The 20,370-nt window shown below is 64.2% G+C and carries 20 protein-coding genes and 1 tRNA gene; 17 read left to right on the top strand and 4 right to left on the bottom strand.

Annotated elements, in window-relative coordinates; translation table 11 throughout:
• Positions 1-81: 81 nt before the first annotated feature.
• Positions 82-342 carry a hypothetical protein gene (locus J2R76_RS05155; RefSeq protein WP_141341846.1) on the top strand — a complete coding sequence of 87 codons (261 nt, stop codon included), beginning with the start codon at positions 82-84 and terminating at the stop codon, positions 340-342.
• A 239-nt stretch (positions 343-581) separates the two neighbouring features.
• Positions 582-890, top strand: coding sequence for a hypothetical protein (locus tag J2R76_RS05160; protein ID WP_210262909.1), 309 nt, complete (start codon positions 582-584; stop codon positions 888-890).
• Between the two features lie 239 nt (positions 891-1,129).
• Here the strand turns inward: J2R76_RS05160 and J2R76_RS05165 are convergent.
• Both J2R76_RS05165 and J2R76_RS05170 read right to left on the bottom strand, forming a co-directional pair.
• Positions 1,130-1,223, bottom strand: a tRNA-Ser gene (locus J2R76_RS05165).
• A gap of 239 nt (positions 1,224-1,462) precedes the next feature.
• Positions 1,463-3,949: a transglycosylase SLT domain-containing protein gene (locus tag J2R76_RS05170; RefSeq protein WP_375166565.1), complete on the bottom strand. Its 2,487-nt coding sequence runs from the start codon at positions 3,947-3,949 to the stop codon at positions 1,463-1,465.
• Positions 3,950-4,280: 331 nt separating this feature from the next.
• Here J2R76_RS05170 and dapA point away from each other — a divergent pair, with 331 nt between their 5' ends.
• The 4 genes from dapA (at position 4,281) to J2R76_RS05190 (ending at position 6,817) form a co-directional block, all read left to right on the top strand.
• Complete coding sequence (gene dapA / locus J2R76_RS05175; protein ID WP_057020758.1) at positions 4,281-5,171, top strand: 4-hydroxy-tetrahydrodipicolinate synthase; 891 nt, start codon at positions 4,281-4,283, stop codon at positions 5,169-5,171.
• Positions 5,172-5,230: 59 nt separating this feature from the next.
• Positions 5,231-5,647: a large conductance mechanosensitive channel protein MscL gene (gene mscL / locus J2R76_RS05180; RefSeq protein ID WP_057020874.1), complete on the top strand. Its 417-nt coding sequence runs from the start codon at positions 5,231-5,233 to the stop codon at positions 5,645-5,647.
• 1 nt (position 5,648) lies between these two features.
• Positions 5,649-6,122 (top strand): SsrA-binding protein SmpB, encoded by a 474-nt coding sequence (gene smpB / locus J2R76_RS05185; protein ID WP_076834415.1) that lies wholly within the window; start codon positions 5,649-5,651, stop codon positions 6,120-6,122.
• 113 nt (positions 6,123-6,235) lie between these two features.
• A complete protein-coding gene (locus J2R76_RS05190) occupies positions 6,236-6,817 on the top strand; it encodes a peroxiredoxin (RefSeq protein WP_076834413.1) in 582 nt (193 codons plus the stop codon).
• A gap of 220 nt (positions 6,818-7,037) precedes the next feature.
• Here J2R76_RS05190 and J2R76_RS05195 read toward each other — a convergent pair whose 3' ends face one another.
• Positions 7,038-7,697, bottom strand: a complete 660-nt coding sequence (locus J2R76_RS05195; RefSeq protein WP_076834401.1) for a uracil-DNA glycosylase — start codon at positions 7,695-7,697, stop codon at positions 7,038-7,040.
• Positions 7,678-8,310 (bottom strand): NYN domain-containing protein, encoded by a 633-nt coding sequence (locus J2R76_RS05200; RefSeq protein ID WP_016844002.1) that lies wholly within the window; start codon positions 8,308-8,310, stop codon positions 7,678-7,680. Before J2R76_RS05200 ends, J2R76_RS05195 begins: the two co-directional genes overlap by 20 nt.
• Before the next feature lie 361 nt (positions 8,311-8,671).
• On the opposite strand from J2R76_RS05200, the gene rpoZ reads away from it, so the two are divergent.
• The 11 genes from rpoZ (at position 8,672) to J2R76_RS05255 (ending at position 20,286) form a co-directional block, all read left to right on the top strand.
• Positions 8,672-9,064, top strand: coding sequence for a DNA-directed RNA polymerase subunit omega (gene rpoZ, locus J2R76_RS05205; protein WP_016844003.1), 393 nt, complete (start codon positions 8,672-8,674; stop codon positions 9,062-9,064).
• 210 nt (positions 9,065-9,274) lie between these two features.
• Entirely contained in the window at positions 9,275-11,566 is a 2,292-nt protein-coding gene (locus J2R76_RS05210) for a bifunctional (p)ppGpp synthetase/guanosine-3',5'-bis(diphosphate) 3'-pyrophosphohydrolase (RefSeq protein WP_253623798.1), read from the top strand.
• Between the two features lie 101 nt (positions 11,567-11,667).
• A complete protein-coding gene (locus J2R76_RS05215; RefSeq protein WP_057020753.1) occupies positions 11,668-12,441 on the top strand; it encodes a pyridoxine 5'-phosphate synthase in 774 nt (257 codons plus the stop codon).
• Positions 12,438-12,854: a holo-ACP synthase gene (gene acpS / locus J2R76_RS05220; RefSeq protein WP_021078359.1), complete on the top strand. Its 417-nt coding sequence runs from the start codon at positions 12,438-12,440 to the stop codon at positions 12,852-12,854. Before J2R76_RS05215 ends, acpS begins: the two co-directional genes overlap by 4 nt.
• A 283-nt stretch (positions 12,855-13,137) precedes the next feature.
• Positions 13,138-13,899 (top strand): signal peptidase I, encoded by a 762-nt coding sequence (gene lepB, locus J2R76_RS05225; protein WP_028333840.1) that lies wholly within the window; start codon positions 13,138-13,140, stop codon positions 13,897-13,899.
• A complete protein-coding gene (rnc, locus tag J2R76_RS05230; RefSeq protein ID WP_253623799.1) occupies positions 13,896-14,717 on the top strand; it encodes a ribonuclease III in 822 nt (273 codons plus the stop codon). Before lepB ends, rnc begins: the two co-directional genes overlap by 4 nt.
• The gene (era, locus tag J2R76_RS05235; RefSeq protein ID WP_016844010.1) at positions 14,710-15,633 is read left to right on the top strand and encodes a GTPase Era; all 924 of its coding nucleotides are present in this window, start codon (positions 14,710-14,712) and stop codon (positions 15,631-15,633) included. Before rnc ends, era begins: the two co-directional genes overlap by 8 nt.
• Before the next feature lie 14 nt (positions 15,634-15,647).
• Positions 15,648-16,028: a hypothetical protein gene (locus tag J2R76_RS05240; RefSeq protein WP_253623800.1), complete on the top strand. Its 381-nt coding sequence runs from the start codon at positions 15,648-15,650 to the stop codon at positions 16,026-16,028.
• A 56-nt stretch (positions 16,029-16,084) separates the two neighbouring features.
• Entirely contained in the window at positions 16,085-16,834 is a 750-nt protein-coding gene (gene recO, locus J2R76_RS05245) for a DNA repair protein RecO (protein ID WP_057020749.1), read from the top strand.
• A gap of 72 nt (positions 16,835-16,906) precedes the next feature.
• Complete coding sequence (parC, locus tag J2R76_RS05250; protein ID WP_076834399.1) at positions 16,907-19,162, top strand: DNA topoisomerase IV subunit A; 2,256 nt, start codon at positions 16,907-16,909, stop codon at positions 19,160-19,162.
• 173 nt (positions 19,163-19,335) lie between these two features.
• Complete coding sequence (locus J2R76_RS05255; protein ID WP_076834397.1) at positions 19,336-20,286, top strand: cation diffusion facilitator family transporter; 951 nt, start codon at positions 19,336-19,338, stop codon at positions 20,284-20,286.
• Positions 20,287-20,370 lie beyond the last annotated feature (84 nt).

The raw sequence follows: 20,370 nt of genomic DNA on the forward strand, positions 1-20,370 counted from the left end.
CGCGGAGGTGACAACCGGTCCAGGCCAGGGGCCGATGCCGGCATTCCTCCAGGACGACCCTCTTAGGACCGCCGCTCAAGAGTGAGTAAAGGGCTGCTTTTTCTGCGGCTTATGGACAATACCGGGCGAACAAGAGAACTGGAAAATACTTTCGAAGTCACAGTCAGCGGTCGCACGCCAATACCGTTTTGGATGTGGGCGATTGCCTCGGCGGTCCCCCATTTCGGATGGAGCAACGGCGAAGGCGCCATCAAAGGTGCGGCGCTCGCCGTGTTGTTCGCTGGCCTGCTCGATAGGCCGCTTCCGGATCGTCTGCCCGGCTGGGCAACCGACTGGATCTGATCGAATCCCCAAAAAGTACGCCGCCGGTCTCAAAAATACACGCCCGGCGGCGTTTCCTTCCTGAACTGGGACACTGAAATCCCCAGCACGGTCCAGAGTGCAGGCACTATGCCATCGCGGTTCGCGCCGGGGCAGCTAAGTACCCATGTCGCGTCGCTGGATTGCTTGACCTAGATCAAACCCCACGACCGAAAAACAGCCTCGCATGCGCTCCTCCTGTAATTTCAATGGAGGGTAGCATGGCAGTAGTCGTGCAGTACGTGGTCAAGCCGAATCCAGGCGGTGACCTCGCAGGAATACTCGAATTGGCAAAGGAGAGTGCCGCGCTTTGGCGCAAGCATGGTGGCAAACCAAGGTTCTGGTCTGTCGCCGTCGGTGAAGCCGGCAATTTCGTTTTCTCAGTAAATTTTGAGACGTTTTCGGCTTATGGCGCGGCGGTTGACAAGCTGAACGCCGATCCAGCTTTCCAGACCTGGCAAGCGAAGAGATTGAAAGCGGGCTTGACCACTCTTGTGCGCGCGAACATGGCAATCGAGATTGAACTTTAAGGGAGCGCCGTGCAGCACGCCAAAAGTACGCCGCCGGGCTCGAAATGGCATTGTCCCGGCGGCGTTTCTTTATCCAGCCTTGGTCATATTTGCAGTAACGGTCGAACTGATCGCCGTCTCAAGTTTCGGAAAATCGGCGCGATTCTGAGAGATGAATTTGACCATGCTCTCGCACGAGGTTGTCACCATGTCTTAGGCACGACCTGTTACCCATGTCTCCGGGCTGGACAATAGTTGGCTGGCGGAGACGGAGGGATTCGAACCCTCGATAGGCCTTTACAAGCCTATAACGGTTTAGCAAACCGCCGCCTTCAGCCACTCGGCCACGTCTCCAATGGCGCCGATATGCCCGAGAGGGCGCTGAGCCGCAAGCGGCAGATTCAGATTGCGCCAAGGTGATTTGAGGGCAGCTCGGCCGCCGGCCGTCCCCAAGCCTTTATAAACCGCGCCGATCGGCTCGTATCGGAGCGCGCGGTTGCTTAAAATGCAAGATATAACAATAGATTAGCTGGATCTTTGGTCGAGGCTGGAAGCTGCGGTCGCCCAGCCTGTTGAAAACCGGTTGCGCCGGCTCATTCCACGCTGGCGCCGCGTCGCAAATCGGCCTCGATCTGCAATTTGGTGCCGCCGCCGAACCGGGCGCGATAGACCTGCAGGTTTTCCATGATCCGCTGGACGTAGTTCCGCGTCTCCGAGAACGGAATCAGCTCGACCCAGTCGACCGCGTCGACCTTGGGATCGCGCGGATCGCCATAGCGCTCGATCCACTTCCGCACGCTGCCGCGGCCGGCATTGTAGGCGGCGAAGGTCAGGATGTAGGAGCCGCGATAGTCCTCGAGCAGGCCGCCGAGCTCGGCGGCGCCGAGCATCGCGTTGTAGACCGGATCGGTCTTCATCCGGTTGAGGTCGAAGCCGATGCCGGCGCGCTTGCAGACGTAACGTCCGGCGTCCGGCGTCACCTGCATCAGGCCGTAGGCCTGGGCCGGTGACACCACCGCAGGATTGAACGCGCTCTCCTGGCGCGCGATCGCGTAGACGACGCTTTGCTCGACCTCCGGCCCGACCTGGCGGAACGAGGGGATGCCGTTGACCGGATAGGCGTAATGGTCGAACGGCAGTCCGCGGTTGAGCGCGGCCTTGCCCATCAGCAGCATCCCGCGGGCATCGCCGTGGCGCGCGGTGAGCTCGCCGAGGCCGGCAAGGGCTTCCGGATCGCCATTGTCGCCCATGTCGCCGAAGATCGGGATCGCGAGCTCGCGCGCGTCGATTTCGTAGAGCAGCGCCACCGCGCGTACGATCTCCAGCCGCTCGGCGCCGCGGCCGCGCGGCGCGCTGTTCAGCTCGATCTGCGGCAGGCCGAGCTTGGCGCGCGCGAGCTGGCCGTAATAGCTGGTGGACTGCTCGGCCGCGCGTCCGTAGGCGGCGCGCGCCTCCTGGCCGCGGCCGGCGGCTTCCGCGGCGCGGCCCTGCCAATAGCCGGCACGCGCCAGCGCGGTCGGATTAACGCTGCCGACGCCGATCCGCGCGAAATGCTGGGCGGCGAGGGCGGGATCGTTGAGGAAGCGCAGCGCGATCCAGCCCGAGGTGAATTCCTGCTCGGTCTTGTAGATGTCGCGGGCCGGCAGCGCCGCGTCGCGCGCGATCAGATAGGCGGTACGAAACTCGTTGGTGTCGATCATCTTGCGCGCCAGCAGCCGGCGCTCGATCCACCATTCGTCGACATTGTACAGGCGGGAAGCTTCCTTCGGTGCGCTCAGCATCAGCCGCGCGGCCTCGGAGAATTTCTCCTCGCGGCGGAGCAACTGGATCCTGGCGAACAAGTAGCCGGTGTCGCCGGAGAGTTCGCTCGGCACGGCTTCCAGCAGCGCGCGCAGGTTCGAACCCTTGCGGGTGGCGGCGATGCGTGCCTTCGCGAGCGCCACGTAGCCGGAGCCAAGGCGTTTGGCTTCGCGCATGCCGGCGGCCTCGTTGTCGGTGCCGTACAGCATGGTGTCCATGCGTGCCTTGTGGTCGCCGGCAGTCAGGAAGGAGCCGAACAGCTCGAGCGCGGTGTTTTCGGTGTCCTCGCTCATCCCGTCGTTGCGCCAGGCCTCGCGGACCAGGCGCTCGGCATTGCCGCGGTCGCCGCGTCCGATCATCACCTTGGCGAGCGCGAGCCGGCCCTTGGCCGAGACCGGCGATTCATTCTGGAACCAGGCCCAGACCGCGGAGTCGTCGCGGCGGTCGTCCCACAACGAGGCCTCGATGCGACGACGCAGGAAGGTCTGCGACGGCCAGCTCGGATTGGCATCGAGGAAGGCGCGGTAGCGCTCGACCGAGGCGCCGTTGTCCTCGCTGCGCAGGATCAGCCATTCGGCAAGCTTGCGCGCGACCGGATCTGAGATCGAGGCCTCGGCCTCGGTGGCGTCCGCCGGCTTGCGCTTGCGCAGCAGCTCGACGACGCTTGCAAGCGCTTCCTTGTCCGACTGCGACGTCGAGGATGTCGCGGCCACGGCCGCAGGCAGCACCGGCTTGCGCGCGATCGGCGCGGCATGCTGGCGGGTTGCCGGAACCAGTGCGGGCGCGGGCACCGACCTGTTCGATACAGTTCCCGTTGCAGCCGGAGCGGCGGGCTTGGCCGCGGTGGTCTTGGATGTGTTGGTCTTGGACGTGGTGCCCTTGGATTCCGTGGGCTTCGGAGCCGTTGCCTTGTGAGCTTCGGTCTTGGCGGGAGCGGCCTTGGCTCCGTCTGTCTTGACCGCGCCGGACTTGGACGACGTTGTCTTGTGAGCCTCGGTCTTGTGAGTGTCAGTCTTTTCAGCGTTGGTCTTGGCAGCGTCAGTCTTGGCGGCGCCGGGTTTGATTGCCGCTGGCTTTGAAGCCGCCGCCTTCGGAGCCGTGGACTTCGGCGTGGTCTTGGAGGCGGCGCCCTTGGAAGCCGCGTCTTGGGCAGCCGGCTTCGCGGTTGGAGCATCCTCGGCGGCCCAGGCATCGGCCGTGATGGCAGCAAGGCCGACAACGAGCGCCAGGCTCGTCGCCAGCGCCGTCGACCGCAATGTGCCTGCACGAACGGAACGGATCACAGAAGTCCTCTGCGGCCCCGAATCATCTGGTCGTTTGGGCCATGGGTTCTTATTTGATTGAAAACGTACACAAAATACTAAGAAGCCTGCCGGTGCGGCTGTTTGCGCCAGCACAACGGCAAAATCGCGGCTGGAAACGATTTCGCGCGCCGCAGATTACCGCTGGGAATAGGTACGGTACGGCCCTTTCGCCTGTCCGCCAGACCCGATATGAATTGCCTTTCATGGCGTTTCGCAACAACCGGGTGCCGGTCGCACGGACGTGAAGCGCGCCAACAACGAAGGTCCGTCGACCTAGCCTTTAGCCTGAAGCGTTTGGAGGAAGTCCATGGCAGCCAAGACAAAATTCCGGGGATCATTCACTGCCTTGGTGACGCCCTTCAAAAACGGCTCGGTGGACGAAGCCGCCTTCCGCGGCCTTGTGAACTGGCAGATCGCCGAGGGCACCCACGGCCTGGTGCCGGTCGGCACCACCGGCGAGAGCCCGACGCTGAGCCACGACGAGCATAAGCGGGTGGTCGAGTGGTGCATCGAGGAGGCCAAGGGCCGGGTGCCCGTGATCGCCGGCGCCGGCTCGAATTCGACCAAGGAGGCGATCGAGCTCGCCGAGCACGCCGAGAAGGCCGGCGCCACCGCGGTGCTGGTCGTGACGCCGTACTACAACAAGCCGACGCAGGAAGGCATGTATCAGCACTTCAAGGCGATCAACGATGCGATCGGCATTCCGATCATCATCTACAACATCCCGCCGCGCTCGGTGATCGACATGTCGGTCGACACCATGAAGCGGCTGTTCGAGCTGAAGAACATCGCCGGCGTCAAGGACGCCACCGCGAGCATGGTGCGGGTCTCGCAGCAGCGCGCCGCGATGGGCGAGGATTTCAACCAGCTCTCCGGCGAGGACGCCACCATCATCGGCTACATGGCCCATGGCGGCCATGGCTGCATCTCGGTGACCTCGAACGTCGCGCCGCGGCTGTGCTCGGAGTTCCAGGCCGCCTGGCAGAAGGGCGACGTCACCACGGCACTGAAGATCCATGACAAGCTGATGCCGTTGCACACCAACCTGTTCATCGAGAGCAATCCGGCGCCGGTGAAGTACGCGATGTCGCTGCTCGGCAAGCTCGACGAGAAGCTGCGCCTGCCGATGGTGCCGGTCACCGAAGCGACCCGCCAGGCGGTCCGCAGCGCCATGGTCCATGCCGGCCTGATCAACTGAGCCGGACCGCGACCGCCGTGAACAGTGCCGTGCGCAATGTCGAGCAGAAGGGGATGGGCATGCTGAAGGAATTCCGCGAATTCGCCATGAAGGGCAATGTCGTCGACCTCGCCGTCGCCGTCATCATCGGTGCAGCCTTCGGCGCGATCGTCACCTCGCTGGTCGGCGACATCATCATGCCGATCATCGGCGCGATCACGGGCGGACTCGACTTCTCCAACTATTTCACCGGACTTTCCAAGGCCGTGAACGCGACCAACCTCGCCGACGCCAAGAAGCAGGGCGCGGTGCTGGCCTGGGGCAGCTTCCTGACGCTGACGCTCAATTTCCTGATCGTCGCTTTCGTGCTGTTCATGGTCGTCCGCTTCATGAATCAGTTCAAACGCAAGGATGAGGCCAAGCCCGCCGAACCGCCGAAGCCGTCCGACGAAGTCGTGCTACTGACGGAAATCCGCGACCTCCTCAAGAAGAGCTAAAGTGGCCGAGAAGAACGAACGCCCGATCAAGGTTGTTGCCGAAAACCGAAAGGCCCGCTTCAACTACGCAATCGAGGACACGATCGAGGCCGGCATTTCGCTGACCGGCACCGAGGTGAAATCAATCCGCAACGGCAAGAGCACGATCGCGGAATCCTATGCGGATTCCAAGAACGGCGAGATCTGGCTGATCAACGCCAATATTCCTGAATATCTGCAGGCCAACCGCTTCAACCACGAGCCGAAGCGGCCGCGGAAGCTGCTGCTGCATCGCAAGCAGATCAACAAGCTGCTCGGAGCGGTCGACCGCGAGGGCATGACGCTCATTCCGCTGAAGCTGTATTTCAACGAGCGCGGCCGTGCCAAACTGCTGCTTGCGGTCGCCAAGGGCAAGAAGCTGCACGACAAGCGCGAGACCGAGAAGAAGCGCGACTGGAGCCGCGAGAAGGGCCGCCTGATGCGGGCGCGGGGATAGCGTTCAAGTCGTCATTGCGAGGAGCGAAGCGACGAAGCAATCCATCTGTCCAGTGCGCGTCTCTATGGATTGCTTCGCTTCGCTCGCAATGACGACCGAGGGAGATTTGGGTCATGAGCCAATCGAGCCTTACTGACGTCGACTGGAGCAAGATTCCGGCGCCGACGGATGACGGCGGCGCGGGGCATCTGACCGGCATGACGATCCCGCCGGTCAGGCTGCGTGCCACCGACGACACCGCGGTGGCGCTGTCGGCGCTCAAGGGCCGCACCGTGGTGTTCGCCTATCCGCGAACCGGCGAGCCCGGCAAGATCGGGCTGGTCGACGATTGGGATATGATCCCCGGCGCCCGCGGCTGCACCCCGCAGACCTGCGCATTCCGCGACCTGTTCGCCGAGCTGAAGGCGGCCGGTGCCGCCCAGGTGTTCGGGCTGTCGACGCAAAGCAACGCTTACCAGACCGAGATGGCCTCGCGCCTGCATCTGCCGTTCCCGGTGCTGTCCGACGAAGCGCTGGAACTGACGCACACGTTGAAGTTGCCGACGATGTCGGTGGCGGGCCTGACGCTGATCAAGCGGCTCGCGCTGGTGATCGACGACGCGCGCATCACGCATGTGTTCTATCCGGTGTTCCCGCCCGACCGGAACGCCGGAGATGTGCTGGAATGGCTGAAGGCCAATCCGCGGTCGGACTAGCTAGACTAGAGCAATACGAAGTTATGGGGCCGTCGCAGGTCGCGCTGCCAGAATATCGAAAACAACCCCATGCAAAGTAGCCGGCGGCGGCCGGCGTTCACCCAGGCAACTTGACACGTCGGGCAATTCAGGGGTATTTTCTATTATTCCGAAGTCGCGCGAGCGTCCAGCATTTGCATGCTTTGGATAGCGGTTCGCAAAGCGGATACCGGAAGGGGCGCTAGCCGAGCTCCTTGCGCACGGTCGCGAAGACCTTGCGGAACATATCGGTCGTCAACACGCCCGTGTTCGTGTTGTAGCGCGAGCAGTGGTAGCTGTCGTAGAGCTTGAATTTGCCCGCACTATGCACGGCACCGTGCACAAAGGGCGCGGCAGCCAAACGAACATCCAGTGCCTTGAGAGTCGATTCGTGGGCGATTCGCCCGAGCAGCACGATCGCGCGCAGCTTCGGCATCGCGGCGATGGTGGCGCGGAGGAATTGCCGGCAGGTGTTGATCTCGGCCGGCAGCGGCTTGTTCTGCGGCGGCACGCAGCGCACCGCATTGCTGATCCGGGCGTCGACCAGCTTCAGGCCGTCGTCCGGCCGCGCCTGATAGACGCCGCTGGCAAAACCATATTCGAGCAAGGTCGCGTAGAGCAGATCACCGGCGTAGTCGCCGGTGAAGGGACGGCCGGTGCGGTTGGCGCCCTGCAGGCCCGGCGCGAGCCCCACGATCAACAACCGCGCATTCGGATCGCCGAACGATTCCACCGGCGAGTTGAACCAGTCCGGATGCAGTGCGCGCGCCTGCGCGCGGAAGTCGGCCAGCCTGACACAAAGCTGACAGTTGCTGTCGGGGCGCGTAGCAGCAGCGACGAGATTACTCGTCGAAATCGTCATCGGCTCCCCGTGGGGCCATGGTGGTCGCGCGCTGCAGGAATTGCGGGGAGTGGTGGCGCGGTTCGCGCGGGGCCGGGCGTTCGGACGGATCACGGCCAAGCTTGGATTGCAACTCGACGAGGTCGGTGAAGACGTCGGCCTGGCGGCGCAGCTCGTCAGCGATCATCGGCGGCTGGCTGGCGATGGTGGAGATGACCGTGACGCGAACGCCGCGGCGCTGCACTGCTTCCACCAGCGAACGGAAGTCGCCATCGCCGGAAAACAGAATCATCTGGTCGATGTGCTCGGCGAGTTCCATGGCATCGACGGCGAGCTCGATGTCCATGTTGCCCTTCACCTTGCGGCGGCCGCTGGCGTCGATGAATTCCTTGGTCGCCTTGGTGACGACGGTGTAGCCGTTGTAATCGAGCCAGTCGATCAACGGGCGGATCGACGAATACTCCTGATCCTCGATGATCGCCGTGTAGTAGAACGCACGGAGCAGGGTGCCGCGACTCTGGAACTCCTTGAGGAGGCGCTTGTAGTCGATGTCGAAGCCCAGCGTCTTTGCGGTGGCGTAAAGATTCGCTCCGTCGATGAAGAGCGCGATCTTGTTGGAAACAGGTGACGACATCAAAGTGTTCTCGCGTGGTTGTTAGTGTTCTTAGCGCGGCGGTGATCAACCGCGCGCAATTTCCGGCGTTGCTGCCTAAAGTTCTGTGAATCTTTCCCCACGACAGTCACCACCGCAATTATGGTGAGGCGAGGGCAAAAAGCCTAGATCCTTGACATTGCAATGAAGAGATTTACTCGCCTGGGACAGCAACCTGGCCATGTCGTCAGACGCTCCGGCCCTTCTGGCCCCCGTCAGACCGGGTTATCAGAGCCTGTTCGGAAGGCAAATCACAAATTTTACCTTGCGAAACCGGGGCTAGGCCTATAACTAACCCTCATAACCTACATGTTCGGTCCCTTTTACCACGGAGCGCCTCGGGATGGCTCGCGTCACCGTCGAAGATTGCATTGACAAGGTCGACAATCGTTTCGACCTCGTCCTGTTGGCCGCGCATCGCGCCCGGATGATCTCCTCGGGGTCGCAACTCACGGTTGATCGCGACAACGACAAGAATCCGGTCGTCTCGCTGCGCGAGATTGCCGATTCGACGATCTCGCCGGAAGACCTGAAAGAGGAACTCGTTCACTCCCTGCAGAAGTTCGTCGAGGTCGACGAGCCCGAGCCCGACACCGTGCCGCTGATCGGTTCCGCCGGTGCCAGCGTCGACGCCGACGACACCGAGGTGGCGGTCGAGCGGATGACCGAGGAAGAGCTGCTGAAGGGCCTCGAGGGTCTGGCGCCCCCGGAGGAGCAGCCCGAGGAAGACGAGTAAGCTCGCCGTCGTTTCGAACAGATTTGCCGAAGGCCCGGACATTGCTCCGGGCCTTTGCTTTTGTTGACAATTTTGCTGTTACGGTGCGTCCTACGCGGACGCGGGAAATTGAATGGTTCCAGGGCCCGCGCGGGGTGCTGCTTCATTGGAAAGCGCACTAGATTGAGGAAAGGTGGGACGTTCCGGTCCCGCGCGAGAGGCAGCGAGTTCATGGCGTATCGACGCCGCAGTTCCATCCAGATGCAAGCTGCAACCGAAACGGTCGCGGTGGCGCCGACGTCGTCCACGGCGGAGAGGCCGGCCAAGCCGCGGACGCGAATGATGCGACAATATGACCTTGTCGAGCGCGTCCGCTCCTACAACCCCGACACCAACGAAGACCTGCTCAACCGCGCCTATGTCTACGCCATGAAGGCGCACGGCACGCAGACCCGTGCTTCCGGCGATCCCTATTTCTCGCATCCGCTCGAGGTCGCCGCGATCCTCACCAACCTCAAGCTCGACGACGCCACGATCGTGGCGGCGCTGCTGCACGACACGATCGAGGATACCGAGGCGACGCGGGCCGAGATCGACAATGTGTTCGGCCACGAGATCGGCGTGCTGGTCGAAGGCCTGACCAAGCTGAAGCGGCTGGAACTGGTGTCGCGCGAGGCCAAGCAGGCCGAGAATTTGCGCAAGCTGCTGCTTGCGATCGCCGACGACGTCCGCGTGCTGCTGATCAAGCTCGCCGACCGGCTGCACAACATGCGCACGCTGGAATTCGTGCCGCCGGCCTCGCGCCGCCGCATCGCCGAGGAGACGCTGGATATCTATGCGCCGCTGGCCGGTCGCATGGGTATGCACGAGATGCGCGAGGAACTCGAGGACCTTTCGTTCTTCGTGCTCGATCCAGAGGCCTATGCGGTGGTCAAGCAGCGGCTCGACTCGCTGGCCGAGCGCAACCGCAATTTGATCGGCGAGATCGAAACCCAGCTCTCCAAGAACCTGCAGAAGAACGGCATCACCGCGCGGGTATTCGGCCGCCGCAAGCAGCCGTTTTCGATCTGGACCAAGATGGAGCGCAAGTCGGTCGGCTTCGAGCAGCTGTCCGATATCTACGGCTTCCGCATCATCCTCGACGATGTCGGCGCCTGCTACCGCGCGCTCGGCATCGTCCACACCACCTGGCCGGTGGTGCCGGGCCGCTTCAAGGACTACATCTCGACCCCGAAGCAGAACGACTACCGCTCGATCCACACCACGGTGATCGGGCCGGGCAAGCAGCGCGTCGAGCTGCAGATCCGCACCGAGGACATGAACCAGATCGCCGAGTTCGGTATCGCCGCGCATGCCTTCTACAAGGAGGGCGCGGGCTCGCCGCACGAGCGGCTGAAGCACGAGTCCAACGCCTTCGCCTGGCTGCGCCACACCATCGGCATCCTCTCGGAAAGCGCCAATCCGGAAGAATTCCTCGAGCACACCAAGCTCGAGCTGTTCCACGACCAGGTGTTCTGCTTCACGCCGAAGGGCAAGCTGATCGCGCTGCCGCGCAACGCCAACGTGATCGATTTCGCCTATGCCGTTCACACCGGTGTCGGCAACAGCGCGGTCGGCTGCAAGATCAACGGCAAGTTCGCGCCGCTGTCCTCCGAGCTGCAGAACGGCGACGAGGTCGAGGTGCTGACCTCGAAGGCACAGTCGGCGCCGCCGTCGGCCTGGGAGGCGCTCGCCCGCACCGGCAAGGCGCGGGCTGCGATCCGCCGTGCCACCCGCGACGCGGTGCGCGACCAGTATGCCGGCCTCGGCCGCCGCATCGTCGACCGCCTGTTTGCCCGTGCCAAGATCGAATACGCCGACGACAAGCTGAAGGGTGCGTTGCCGCGGCTCGCGCGCGGCTCGATCGAGGACGTAATGGCTTCGGTCGGGCGCGGCGAGATCAAGGCCTCCGACGTCGCACGCGCGATGTATCCCGATTACAAGGAAGAGCGGCTGGTGCGCTACGGTGCCAAGAAGGGTCTCGCCGCCAAGCTGAAGACGCAGAACCCGCCGCACCCGGCGCGCGCAACCTCGGTGATCCCGGTGCGCGGCATCAATTCCGACCTGCCGGTGAAGTTCGCGCCGAACGGCGGTGCGGTGCCGGGCGACCGGATCGTCGGCATCGTCACGCCGGGCGAGGGGATCACGATCTATCCGATCCAGTCGCCGGCGCTGAAAGATTTCGAGGAGGAGCCGGAGCGCTGGCTCGACGTGCGCTGGGATATCGACGAGACCATGCCGCAGCGCTTCCCGGCCCGTATCCTGGTCCACAATGTCAACGAGCCCGGCAGCCTCGCCCAGATCGCGACCGTGATCGCCGAGCACGACGGCAATATCGACAACATCCACATGTCGCGCCAATCGCCCGATTTCACGGAGCTGACCATCGATCTTGAGGTCTATGACCTCAAGCATCTCAGCGCTATCATCGCCCAGTTGCGCGCCAAGGCCGTCGTCGCTCGGGTCGAGCGCGTCAATGGGTAACGTCTCGTCGTTGCCGGGCTTGACCCGGCAACCCATCTTTCCAAAAGGATGGATGCGCGGGTCAAGCCCGCACATGACGGGCTAGATTGCAGGTCAAAGAGATGTCCAAAACTCCGCCGCTGCGTCTCGGTATCAATGTTGATCACGTCGCCACCCTTCGCAACGCCCGGGGCGGAGCGCGGCCCGATCCGGTGCGGCTGGCGCTTGCCGCGATCGCGGCCGGCGCCGACGGCATCACCGCGCATTTGCGCGAGGATCGCCGCCACATCCGCGATGAGGACATGGCGCGGCTCAAGGCCGAGATCTCCAAGCCGCTGAATTTCGAGATGGCGGCGACCGACGACATGCTGCGGATCTCGCTCGCCACCAAGCCGCACGCGGTTTGCCTGGTGCCGGAACGGCGCCAGGAGCTCACCACCGAAGGCGGCCTCGACGTGGTCGGCCAGCACAACGCACTGGCGCCGTTCATCGCGCGGCTGGGTGACGCCGGCATCCGCGTCTCGCTGTTCATTGCCGCCGATCCCAGGCAGATCGAGATGGCCGCGAAGCTGAAGGCGCCCGTGATCGAGATCCACACCGGCGGCTGGTGCGACGCTGTGGTCGACGGCCACCAGGACAAGGCGGAGGCCGAATGGAAGCGCATCGTCGCCGGTGCCAGGCTGGCGCAGGCGGCCGGGCTCGAGGTCCATGCCGGCCACGGGCTCGACTATGATACCGCGGAGACGATTTCCGCGCTGCCCGAAATCCGGGAGTTGAACATCGGTTATTTCATGATGGGCGAGGCACTGTTCGTCGGCATCGCCGGGACGGTGCGTGAGATGCGTGCGGCGATGGACCGCGGCCGCGCCAGGGCGCAGGGTGGCGTCAGCGCATGATCATCGGCATCGGCTCCGACCTGATCGACATCACCCGGGTGGCCAAGGTGATCGAGCGCCATGGCGAGCGATTCCTCGATCGCATCTTCACCGACGCCGAGCGCGCCAAGGCGATGCGCCGTGCCAACAACGAGAAGATGGTGGTCGCAACCTACGCCAAGCGCTTTGCCGCCAAGGAAGCTTGCTCCAAGGCGCTCGGCACCGGTATCCGGCGCGGGGTGTGGTGGAAGGACATGGGCGTCGTGAACCTGCCGGGCGGGCGGCCGTCGATGCGGCTGACCGGCGGGGCGCTGGCCCGGCTGCAGGAACTGACGCCCGAGGGCATGCAGGCGCAGATCGACCTTTCGATCACCGACGATTGGCCGTTGGCCCAGGCCTTCGTCATAATTTCGGCGGTTGCCCCCGCCAGATGATCCCGCGGTGCCGGATTCTGCCGGAAAACTTCAGCAAACTAAAAAATCATTGATATTTCAATGAATTGCGAAGTTTTGAGGCGGCGATTGATTGCGCCCCTGCGAACAACCGTCTAAAACGCCGCAGGGTTATATCGAGCGAGACGCTGATTCCGGGTTTAGGCCGGAATTTGCCCTCAAGATCAGAATCAAGGCCATTTTCCTCACGCGAAGGCCGAACGCTTCGCGCGAAGAGAACGTTCTGCCACCGCGTGGACATCAGTCCACGGGAATTGAGAAAGCAATGAGCGTGACCACCGGGACCAAATCTGAAAGCGGCTTGGGCGAGACCATCCGCGTCGTCATCCATGCTCTTCTGATCGCGCTCGTCATCCGCACCTTCCTGTTCCAGCCGTTCAACATCCCCTCCGGGTCGATGAAGGCGACGCTCCTGGTCGGCGACTACCTGTTCGTCTCGAAATATTCCTATGGCTACAGCCACTATTCGATCCCGTTCTCGCCGAACATTTTCTCGGGCCGCATCTTCGGCTCGGAGCCGAACCGCGGCGACATCGTGGTGTTTCGCCTGCCGCGGGATGACTCCACCGACTACATCAAGCGCGTCATCGGGCTGCCCGGCGACCGCATCGAGGTGAAGAGCGGGCTGCTCTACATCAACGATGAGCCGATCAAGCGGGAGCGGCTGAGCGATTTCGTCGGCGAGGATCCCTGCGGCTCGGCGGATGCGACCGCCCGCGTCAAGCGCTGGAAGGAGACGCTGCCGAACGGCGTCAGCTATGAGACGCTGGACTGCACCGACAACAGCTACATGGACAACACCATCGTCTACACCGTTCCGCCCGGGCATTTCTTCATGATGGGCGACAACCGCGACAACTCCACCGACAGCCGCTTCCTGTCGCAGGTCGGCTACGTGCCGTTCGAGAACATCATCGGGCGAGCCCAGATGATCTTCTTCTCGATCGCCGAGGGCGAGCAGGCCTGGATGATCTGGCGCTGGCCGCTTGCCGTGCGGTGGAATCGCCTATTCTCTATCGTGCGATGAACGACGATACCGCATCCATCAACGATCCAGCGCCGATCGGCGAGCCGAGCCAGACGCCTGCCGCCGACGGCACAGCCGCGCCGAAGAAGCGGCGCAGCAAGGCGGCCAAGGCCGCTGAGGAGAAGGCCGCGATCGCCGGCACCGAGGCGCGGATCGGGTACACGTTCCAGGATCCCGCGCTGCTGACCACCGCGTTCACCCACGTCTCCGCGCTGAAGCCCGCCACCCGCAACCGCGCCGACAGCTACCAGCGGCTGGAGTTCCTCGGCGACCACGTGCTCGGGCTGATCGTGTCGGACATGCTGTTCCGGTCGTTCCCCAAGGCCGACGAGGGCGAATTGTCGAAGCGGCTCGCCGACCTCGTGCGCAAGGAGAGCTGCGCCGACGTCGCCAAGGCGCTCGGGCTGCTCGAGGACATCAAGCTCGGCATGGTGAAGGCGGTCGAGGGCGCCCGGCTGCGCAAGTCCGTGCTCGGCGATATCTGCGAAGCGGTGATCGGGGCGATCTTCCTCGACGGCGGCTACGAGGCTGCGCGCCAGTTCGTCGAGCGCAACTGGACCGAACGGATGCACAAGCTGCGCCGGCCGCTGCGCGATCCCAAGACCGTGTTGCAGGAATGGGCCCAGGGCAAGGGGCTGCCGACGCCGGTCTATCGCGAGGTCGAACGCACCGGTCCGCATCACGATCCACAATTCCGCGTTGCGGTCGACCTGCCGGGCCTGGCCTCCGCCGAGGGCCTCGGTGGCAACAAGCGCGCGGCCGAGAAGGCGGCGGCATCCGCGATGATCGAGCGCGAAGGCGTCGGCACCAATGACTGACGAGGCCAAAGGGCAAGGGGACGCGACGCGCTGTGGCTTCGTCGCGCTGATCGGTGCGCCCAATGTCGGCAAGTCGACGCTGGTCAACGCGCTGGTGGGCTCCAAGGTCACGATCGTCTCGCGCAAGGTGCAGACCACGCGCGCGCTGATCCGCGGCATCGTGATCGAAGGCAACGCGCAGATCATCCTGGTCGACACGCCCGGCATCTTCGCGCCGCGGCGCCGGCTTGACCGCGCCATGGTATCGACCGCCTGGAGCGGCGCGCACGACGCCGATCTCGTCTGCGTGCTGCTCGATGCGAAGTCGGGCCTCGACGAAGAGGCCAACGCGATCCTGGCCAAGCTCGAAACCGTCGCGCATCCGAAGATCCTGGTGCTGAACAAGGTCGATCTCGTGCAGCGCGAAAAGCTGCTGGCGCTGGCGCAGGCCGCCAACGAGCGGATGCGCTTCGAGCACACCTTCATGATTTCGGCGCTATCCGGCGACGGCGTTGCCGATTTGCGCCAGACGCTCGCCAAGCTGGTGCCGGCGGGGCCGTTCCTCTATCCCGAGGACCAGATGTCGGATGCGCCGATGCGGCATCTGGCGGCCGAGATCACGCGCGAGAAGATCTACAGCCATCTGCATCAGGAACTGCCGTACCAGTCGACGGTCGAGACCGACAGCTGGACCGACCGCAAGGACAAGTCGATCCGCATCGAGCAGACGATTTTTGTCGAGCGCGAGAGCCAGCGCAAGATCGTGCTCGGCAAGGGCGGCGCCACCATCAAGTCGATCGGCGCGCAGGCGCGTGCCGAGATCGCCGAGATCATGGGCGTCCCCGTGCATCTGTTCCTGTTCGTCAAGGTGCGCGAGAACTGGGGTGACGATCCCGACCGCTACAAGGAAATGGGACTGGAATTCCCCAAGGAATAAGAGTCGACGCTTGCATGAACGTGCCCAGAAATGTGCTGTGGTTTGAGGTTCTGCTCTATATGTCGCTGACGCTGGATGCGCTGTCGGTGGCGTTCCAGGACCGCACGCCGACCGTCCTGAAGACCGAGCAGGTGATCATGGGCGAGACCCTGACGGCCGGCTGCATGATCCTGCTCCTGATGTATTTCGTCCGGCTTGCCGCGCAGCACCGCAAGAACTGGCCGCGCTGGGCGCTGCTCGCGGTGCTTGTCTTGTCGGTGATGTCCCTGGTGCAGGTCATCGGCGCAAGGGGCGTGGATATCGACAGCGCCATCGAGGTGGTGTCATGCATCCTGACCACGGCCGGGCTGTATTATTCCTTCACCGGCGACGCGCGGGGCTGGTTCAACGCGTAGCGAATGACGCGTGCGGAAAGCTGCGTTCATCCGCGGAATCCTGCTAGACTCCGCACATGGAATGGACCGACGAAGGCATCGTGCTGGGCGTGCGGCGGCATGGCGAATCCTCCGCCATCGTCGAGCTGTTGACGCGCGAGCACGGCCGCCATCTCGGCCTGGTGCGCGGCGGCGCCAGCTCGCGGATGCGGCCGCTGCTGCAGCCCGGCAACAGCGTCACCGCGGTGTGGCGGGCGCGGCTCGACGAGCATCTCGGCATGTATGCGCTGGAAGGCACGCGGCTGCGCGCTGCGACGCTGCTCGGCTCGTCGCATGCGGTCTATGGTGTCACGCATCTGGCGGCGCTGGCCCGGCTACTGCCCGAGCGCGATCCGCATGAGGACATCTACGAGATGCTGGAGGGGACGCTCGACGATTTCGAGGACGCAGGCGTTGCCGCCGTGCATCTGATCCGGTTCGAGCTCGCGATGCTGACCGAGCTCGGCTTCGGGCTCGACCTGGAAAACTGCGCAGCCACCGGGGAGACCACCGACCTGATCTACGTGTCGCCGAAATCCGGCGGCGCGGTGTCGCGCGCCGCCGGCGAGCCATGGCGCGACCGGCTGTTGCCGCTGCCGGCGTTCCTGCGCGAAGGCGAGGGCGGCGCCAACAGCTGGTCGGACCAGGACCTGCTCGACGGCTTCCAGATCACCGGCCTGTTCCTGCTCCGCCACGTGCTGGAGCCCCGCGGCCAGGGCCATTCCGACGCCCGCGACGGATTTATCAACGCCGTGACGCGGCGGCGGGGCCGGAGCGCGGTTCCGTAAGGCCGATTCGGGCCTTAAATTCCCGCTGATTCGCGGCTTGCCCGATTCAGCGCTAAGGTTTAACGCCTCCCCATGGGAAAACGACAGATACCGCCGGAAGAGCCGGCCGAAATTCACGAGGTGCCGCTGCGTGATGCGCTCGAGGAGCGCTATCTCGCCTATGCGCTCTCGACCATCATGCATCGCGCGCTGCCGGACGCCCGCGACGGGTTGAAGCCGGTGCATCGGCGCATCCTCTACGGCATGGACCTGCTCGGGCTCGACCCGCGCGCCGCGTTCAAGAAGTCGGCCAAGATCGTCGGCGACGTGATGGGCTCGTTCCATCCTCACGGCGACCAGGCGATCTACGACGCCATGGTGCGCCTGGCGCAGGATTTCTCCTCGCGCTACCCGCTGGTCGACGGCCAGGGCAATTTCGGCAATATCGACGGCGACAACCCGGCCGCCTACCGCTACACCGAAGCGCGCATGACCGAGGTCGCGCGCCTCTTGCTCGAAGGCATCGACGAGGACGGCGTCGAGTTTCGTCTCAACTATGACGGCCAGTCGAAAGAGCCGGTGGTGCTGCCGGGCGGCTTCCCGAACCTGCTCGCCAACGGCGCGCAGGGCATCGCGGTCGGCATGGCGACCTCGATTCCGCCGCACAACGCCGCCGAGCTCTGCGACGCCGCGCTGCATCTGATCGAGAAGCCCGACGCCAAGTCGAAGGCGCTGCTGAAATGGGTCAAGGGCCCGGACTTCCCGACCGGCGGCATCGTGGTCGATTCCAAGGAAGCGATCGTCGAGGCCTACACCACGGGGCGCGGCTCGTTCCGCACCCGTTCGCGCTGGACCCAGGAGGAAGGCGCCCGCGGCACCTGGGTGGTCGTCGTCACCGAGATCCCGTGGCTGGTGCAGAAGTCGCGGATCGTCGAGAAGATCGCCGAGCTCATCAACGAGAAGAAGCTGCCACTGGTCGCCGACGTCCGCGACGAGTCGGCCGAGGACGTCCGGCTCGTGATCGAGCCGAAATCGCGCACCGTCGATCCGGCGCTGATGATGGAGTCGCTGTTCCGGCTGACCGAGCTGGAAAGCAAGATCTCGCTGAACCTCAACGTGCTGATCAAGGGCCGCATCCCCAAGGTGGTCGGCCTTGCCGAGTGCCTGCGTGAATGGCTCGACCACCTGCGCGACGTGCTGGTCCGGCGGACCAAATTCCGCAAGACCCAGATCGAGCACCGCCTGGAAGTGCTGGGCGGCCACCTCGTCGCCTATCTGAACCTCGACAAGGTGATCAAGATCATCCGGACCGAGGACGAGCCGAAGCCGGTCTTGATGAAGACCTTCAAGCTCACGGAGATCCAGGCCGATGCCATCCTCAACATGCGCCTGCGCAATCTGCGCCGCCTGGAGGAGATGGAGATCCGCACCGAGGACAAAGATCTTCGCAAGGAGCTGAAGGGCATCGAGGGCCTGCTCGGTTCCGAGACGGAGCAATGGGCCAAGGTCAGCGATCAGGTGCGCAAGGTCCGCGATATCTTCGGGCCGAAGACGCCGCTCGGCAAGCGCCGCACCACCTTCGCCGATGCGCCCGAGCATGACCTCGCCGCGATCGAGGAAGCGCTGGTCGAGCGCGAGCCGTGCACCGTCGTGATCTCAGAGAAGGGCTGGGTACGGACGCTGAAGGGCCATGTCGAGGACCTCTCGGGGCTTGCCTTCAAGACCGACGACAAGCTCGAGCACTCGTTCTTTGCCGAGACCACCTCGAAGCTGTTGCTGTTCGCGACCAACGGCAAGTTCTACTCGCTCGACGTGGCAAAGCTGCCGGGCGGCCGCGGCCATGGCGAGCCGATCCGCATGTTCATCGACCTCGAGCAGGACGCCGCGATCATCTCGCTGTTCGTCAACAAGGGCGAGCGCAAGTTCCTGATCGCGAGCAGCGAGGGGCAGGGTTTTGTCGTCAAGGAAGAGGACTGCGTCGGCAACACCCGCAAGGGCAAGCAGGTGCTCAATGTCGAGATGCCGAACGAGGCCCGCGCGATCACGACCGTGAACGGCGACACCGTTGCGGTGATCGGCACCAACCACAAGATGGTGCTGTTCGGCCTCGACCAGGTGCCGGAGATGGCGCGCGGCCGCGGCGTGCGCCTGCAGAAATACACCAGCGCGTCGCTGTCTGACGTTGCGGTGTTCGACGCCAAGGCCGGCTTGAGCTGGAAGGATTCCGCCGGCCGCGAGCACAGCATGACCATGAAGGAACTGGCCGACTGGCGCGGCAACCGCGCCGACGCCGGCCGGCTCGCCCACGGCCTGCCGAAGTCGAATAAGTTCAATCGCGGCGTGGAGTAACGGTGTTGTAGCCCGGATGAAGCGAAGCGAAATCCGGGAGCTCGCGCCGGATCACCAGTGATCCCGGATTGCGCTGCGCTCCATCCGGGCTACGGGGGCTCAGTGCGCGGTGTGATAGTATCCACATTTCACCGCGCTATAACCGTCGCCGACGACATCGGGCGACGGTTGCCATGGCGCACAATCACGACCACGACCACAGCGGTCATTCTCACGGACATGCCGGGCATTCCCATGCCGGGCACAGCCACGCGCCCGACAGTTTCGGCACGGCCTTTGCGGTCGGCGCGTCGCTGAACACCGCTTTCGTCGTCGCGGAGCTGATCTTCGGCTATTCCGCCAACTCGTTGGCGCTGGTCTCCGACGCGGTTCACAATCTCTCCGACGTCATCGCGCTGCTGTTGGCCTGGGGCGGGGCATGGCTCGCCGGCAGGCGGCCGACCGATACTCACACCTATGGCTACCGTCGCGCCTCGATCCTGGCGGCGCTGTTCAATGCCGGGTTGCTCCTGATCGCGGTCGGCGGCATCGCGGTCGAGGCGATCAATCGCTTGCGCGAGCCGGCGGAGGTCGCAAGCTGGACCGTGGTCTGGGTCGCGGCGCTCGGCATCCTGATCAATGGCGGCACCGCGCTGCTGTTCATGCGCGGCCGCGACAGCGACCTCAATGTCCGCGGCGCCTATCTGCACATGGCGGCGGATGCCGGTGTCTCGCTCGGCGTCGTGATCGCCGCGCTCCTGATCATGGCGACCGGCTGGCAGTGGCTCGATCCGGCGATCAGCCTGGTGATCGCCGTGATGGTGCTGCTGAGTGGCTGGGAGCTCGCCCACGACAGCGTCAACCTCGCGCTCGACGCGGTGCCGAGGGGGATCGATCTCAAGCAGGTGCGGGATTATCTCATCGCGCTCGAAGGCGTCACCGAGGTGCACGACCTGCACATCTGGGCGATGAGCACCAGCGAGACCGCGCTGACCGCGCATCTGGTGCGGCCCGGCGGACACGACGATGTCTTCCTGCATCACGTCTGCGCCGAGCTCTCGGAGCGGTTCAGCATCCACCACGCGACACTGCAGGTCGAGATCAGCAGCGAGACCTGCCGGCTGGCGCCGGCGGAAATGGTCTAGCCGACGCGGCCGCCACGCACTCGCATTCAATTGATCGATCGACCCATGTCCACGGCTTCCACGGGCGGCGACGACACGGCACAT

It is taken from the genome of Bradyrhizobium sp. USDA 4532, from assembly GCF_024171315.1.
GTDB lineage: Bacteria > Pseudomonadota > Alphaproteobacteria > Rhizobiales > Xanthobacteraceae > Bradyrhizobium > Bradyrhizobium australafricanum.

Coding starts and splice junctions, on each gene's coding strand:
- J2R76_RS05210 (WP_253623798.1), top strand. CDS start 9,275: ATGGCGTATCGACGCCGCAGTTCCATCCAGATGCAAGCTGCAACCGAA.
- J2R76_RS05215 (WP_057020753.1), top strand. CDS start 11,668: ATGTCCAAAACTCCGCCGCTGCGTCTCGGTATCAATGTTGATCACGTC.
- J2R76_RS05195 (WP_076834401.1), bottom strand. CDS start 7,697: ATGACGATTTCGACGAGTAATCTCGTCGCTGCTGCTACGCGCCCCGAC.
- J2R76_RS05255 (WP_076834397.1), top strand. CDS start 19,336: ATGGCGCACAATCACGACCACGACCACAGCGGTCATTCTCACGGACAT.
- era (WP_016844010.1), top strand. CDS start 14,710: ATGACTGACGAGGCCAAAGGGCAAGGGGACGCGACGCGCTGTGGCTTC.
- acpS (WP_021078359.1), top strand. CDS start 12,438: ATGATCATCGGCATCGGCTCCGACCTGATCGACATCACCCGGGTGGCC.
- mscL (WP_057020874.1), top strand. CDS start 5,231: ATGCTGAAGGAATTCCGCGAATTCGCCATGAAGGGCAATGTCGTCGAC.
- J2R76_RS05240 (WP_253623800.1), top strand. CDS start 15,648: ATGAACGTGCCCAGAAATGTGCTGTGGTTTGAGGTTCTGCTCTATATG.
- J2R76_RS05190 (WP_076834413.1), top strand. CDS start 6,236: ATGAGCCAATCGAGCCTTACTGACGTCGACTGGAGCAAGATTCCGGCG.
- J2R76_RS05200 (WP_016844002.1), bottom strand. CDS start 8,310: ATGTCGTCACCTGTTTCCAACAAGATCGCGCTCTTCATCGACGGAGCG.
- J2R76_RS05160 (WP_210262909.1), top strand. CDS start 582: ATGGCAGTAGTCGTGCAGTACGTGGTCAAGCCGAATCCAGGCGGTGAC.
- rnc (WP_253623799.1), top strand. CDS start 13,896: ATGAACGACGATACCGCATCCATCAACGATCCAGCGCCGATCGGCGAG.
- recO (WP_057020749.1), top strand. CDS start 16,085: ATGGAATGGACCGACGAAGGCATCGTGCTGGGCGTGCGGCGGCATGGC.
- lepB (WP_028333840.1), top strand. CDS start 13,138: ATGAGCGTGACCACCGGGACCAAATCTGAAAGCGGCTTGGGCGAGACC.
- dapA (WP_057020758.1), top strand. CDS start 4,281: ATGGCAGCCAAGACAAAATTCCGGGGATCATTCACTGCCTTGGTGACG.
- parC (WP_076834399.1), top strand. CDS start 16,907: ATGGGAAAACGACAGATACCGCCGGAAGAGCCGGCCGAAATTCACGAG.
- rpoZ (WP_016844003.1), top strand. CDS start 8,672: ATGGCTCGCGTCACCGTCGAAGATTGCATTGACAAGGTCGACAATCGT.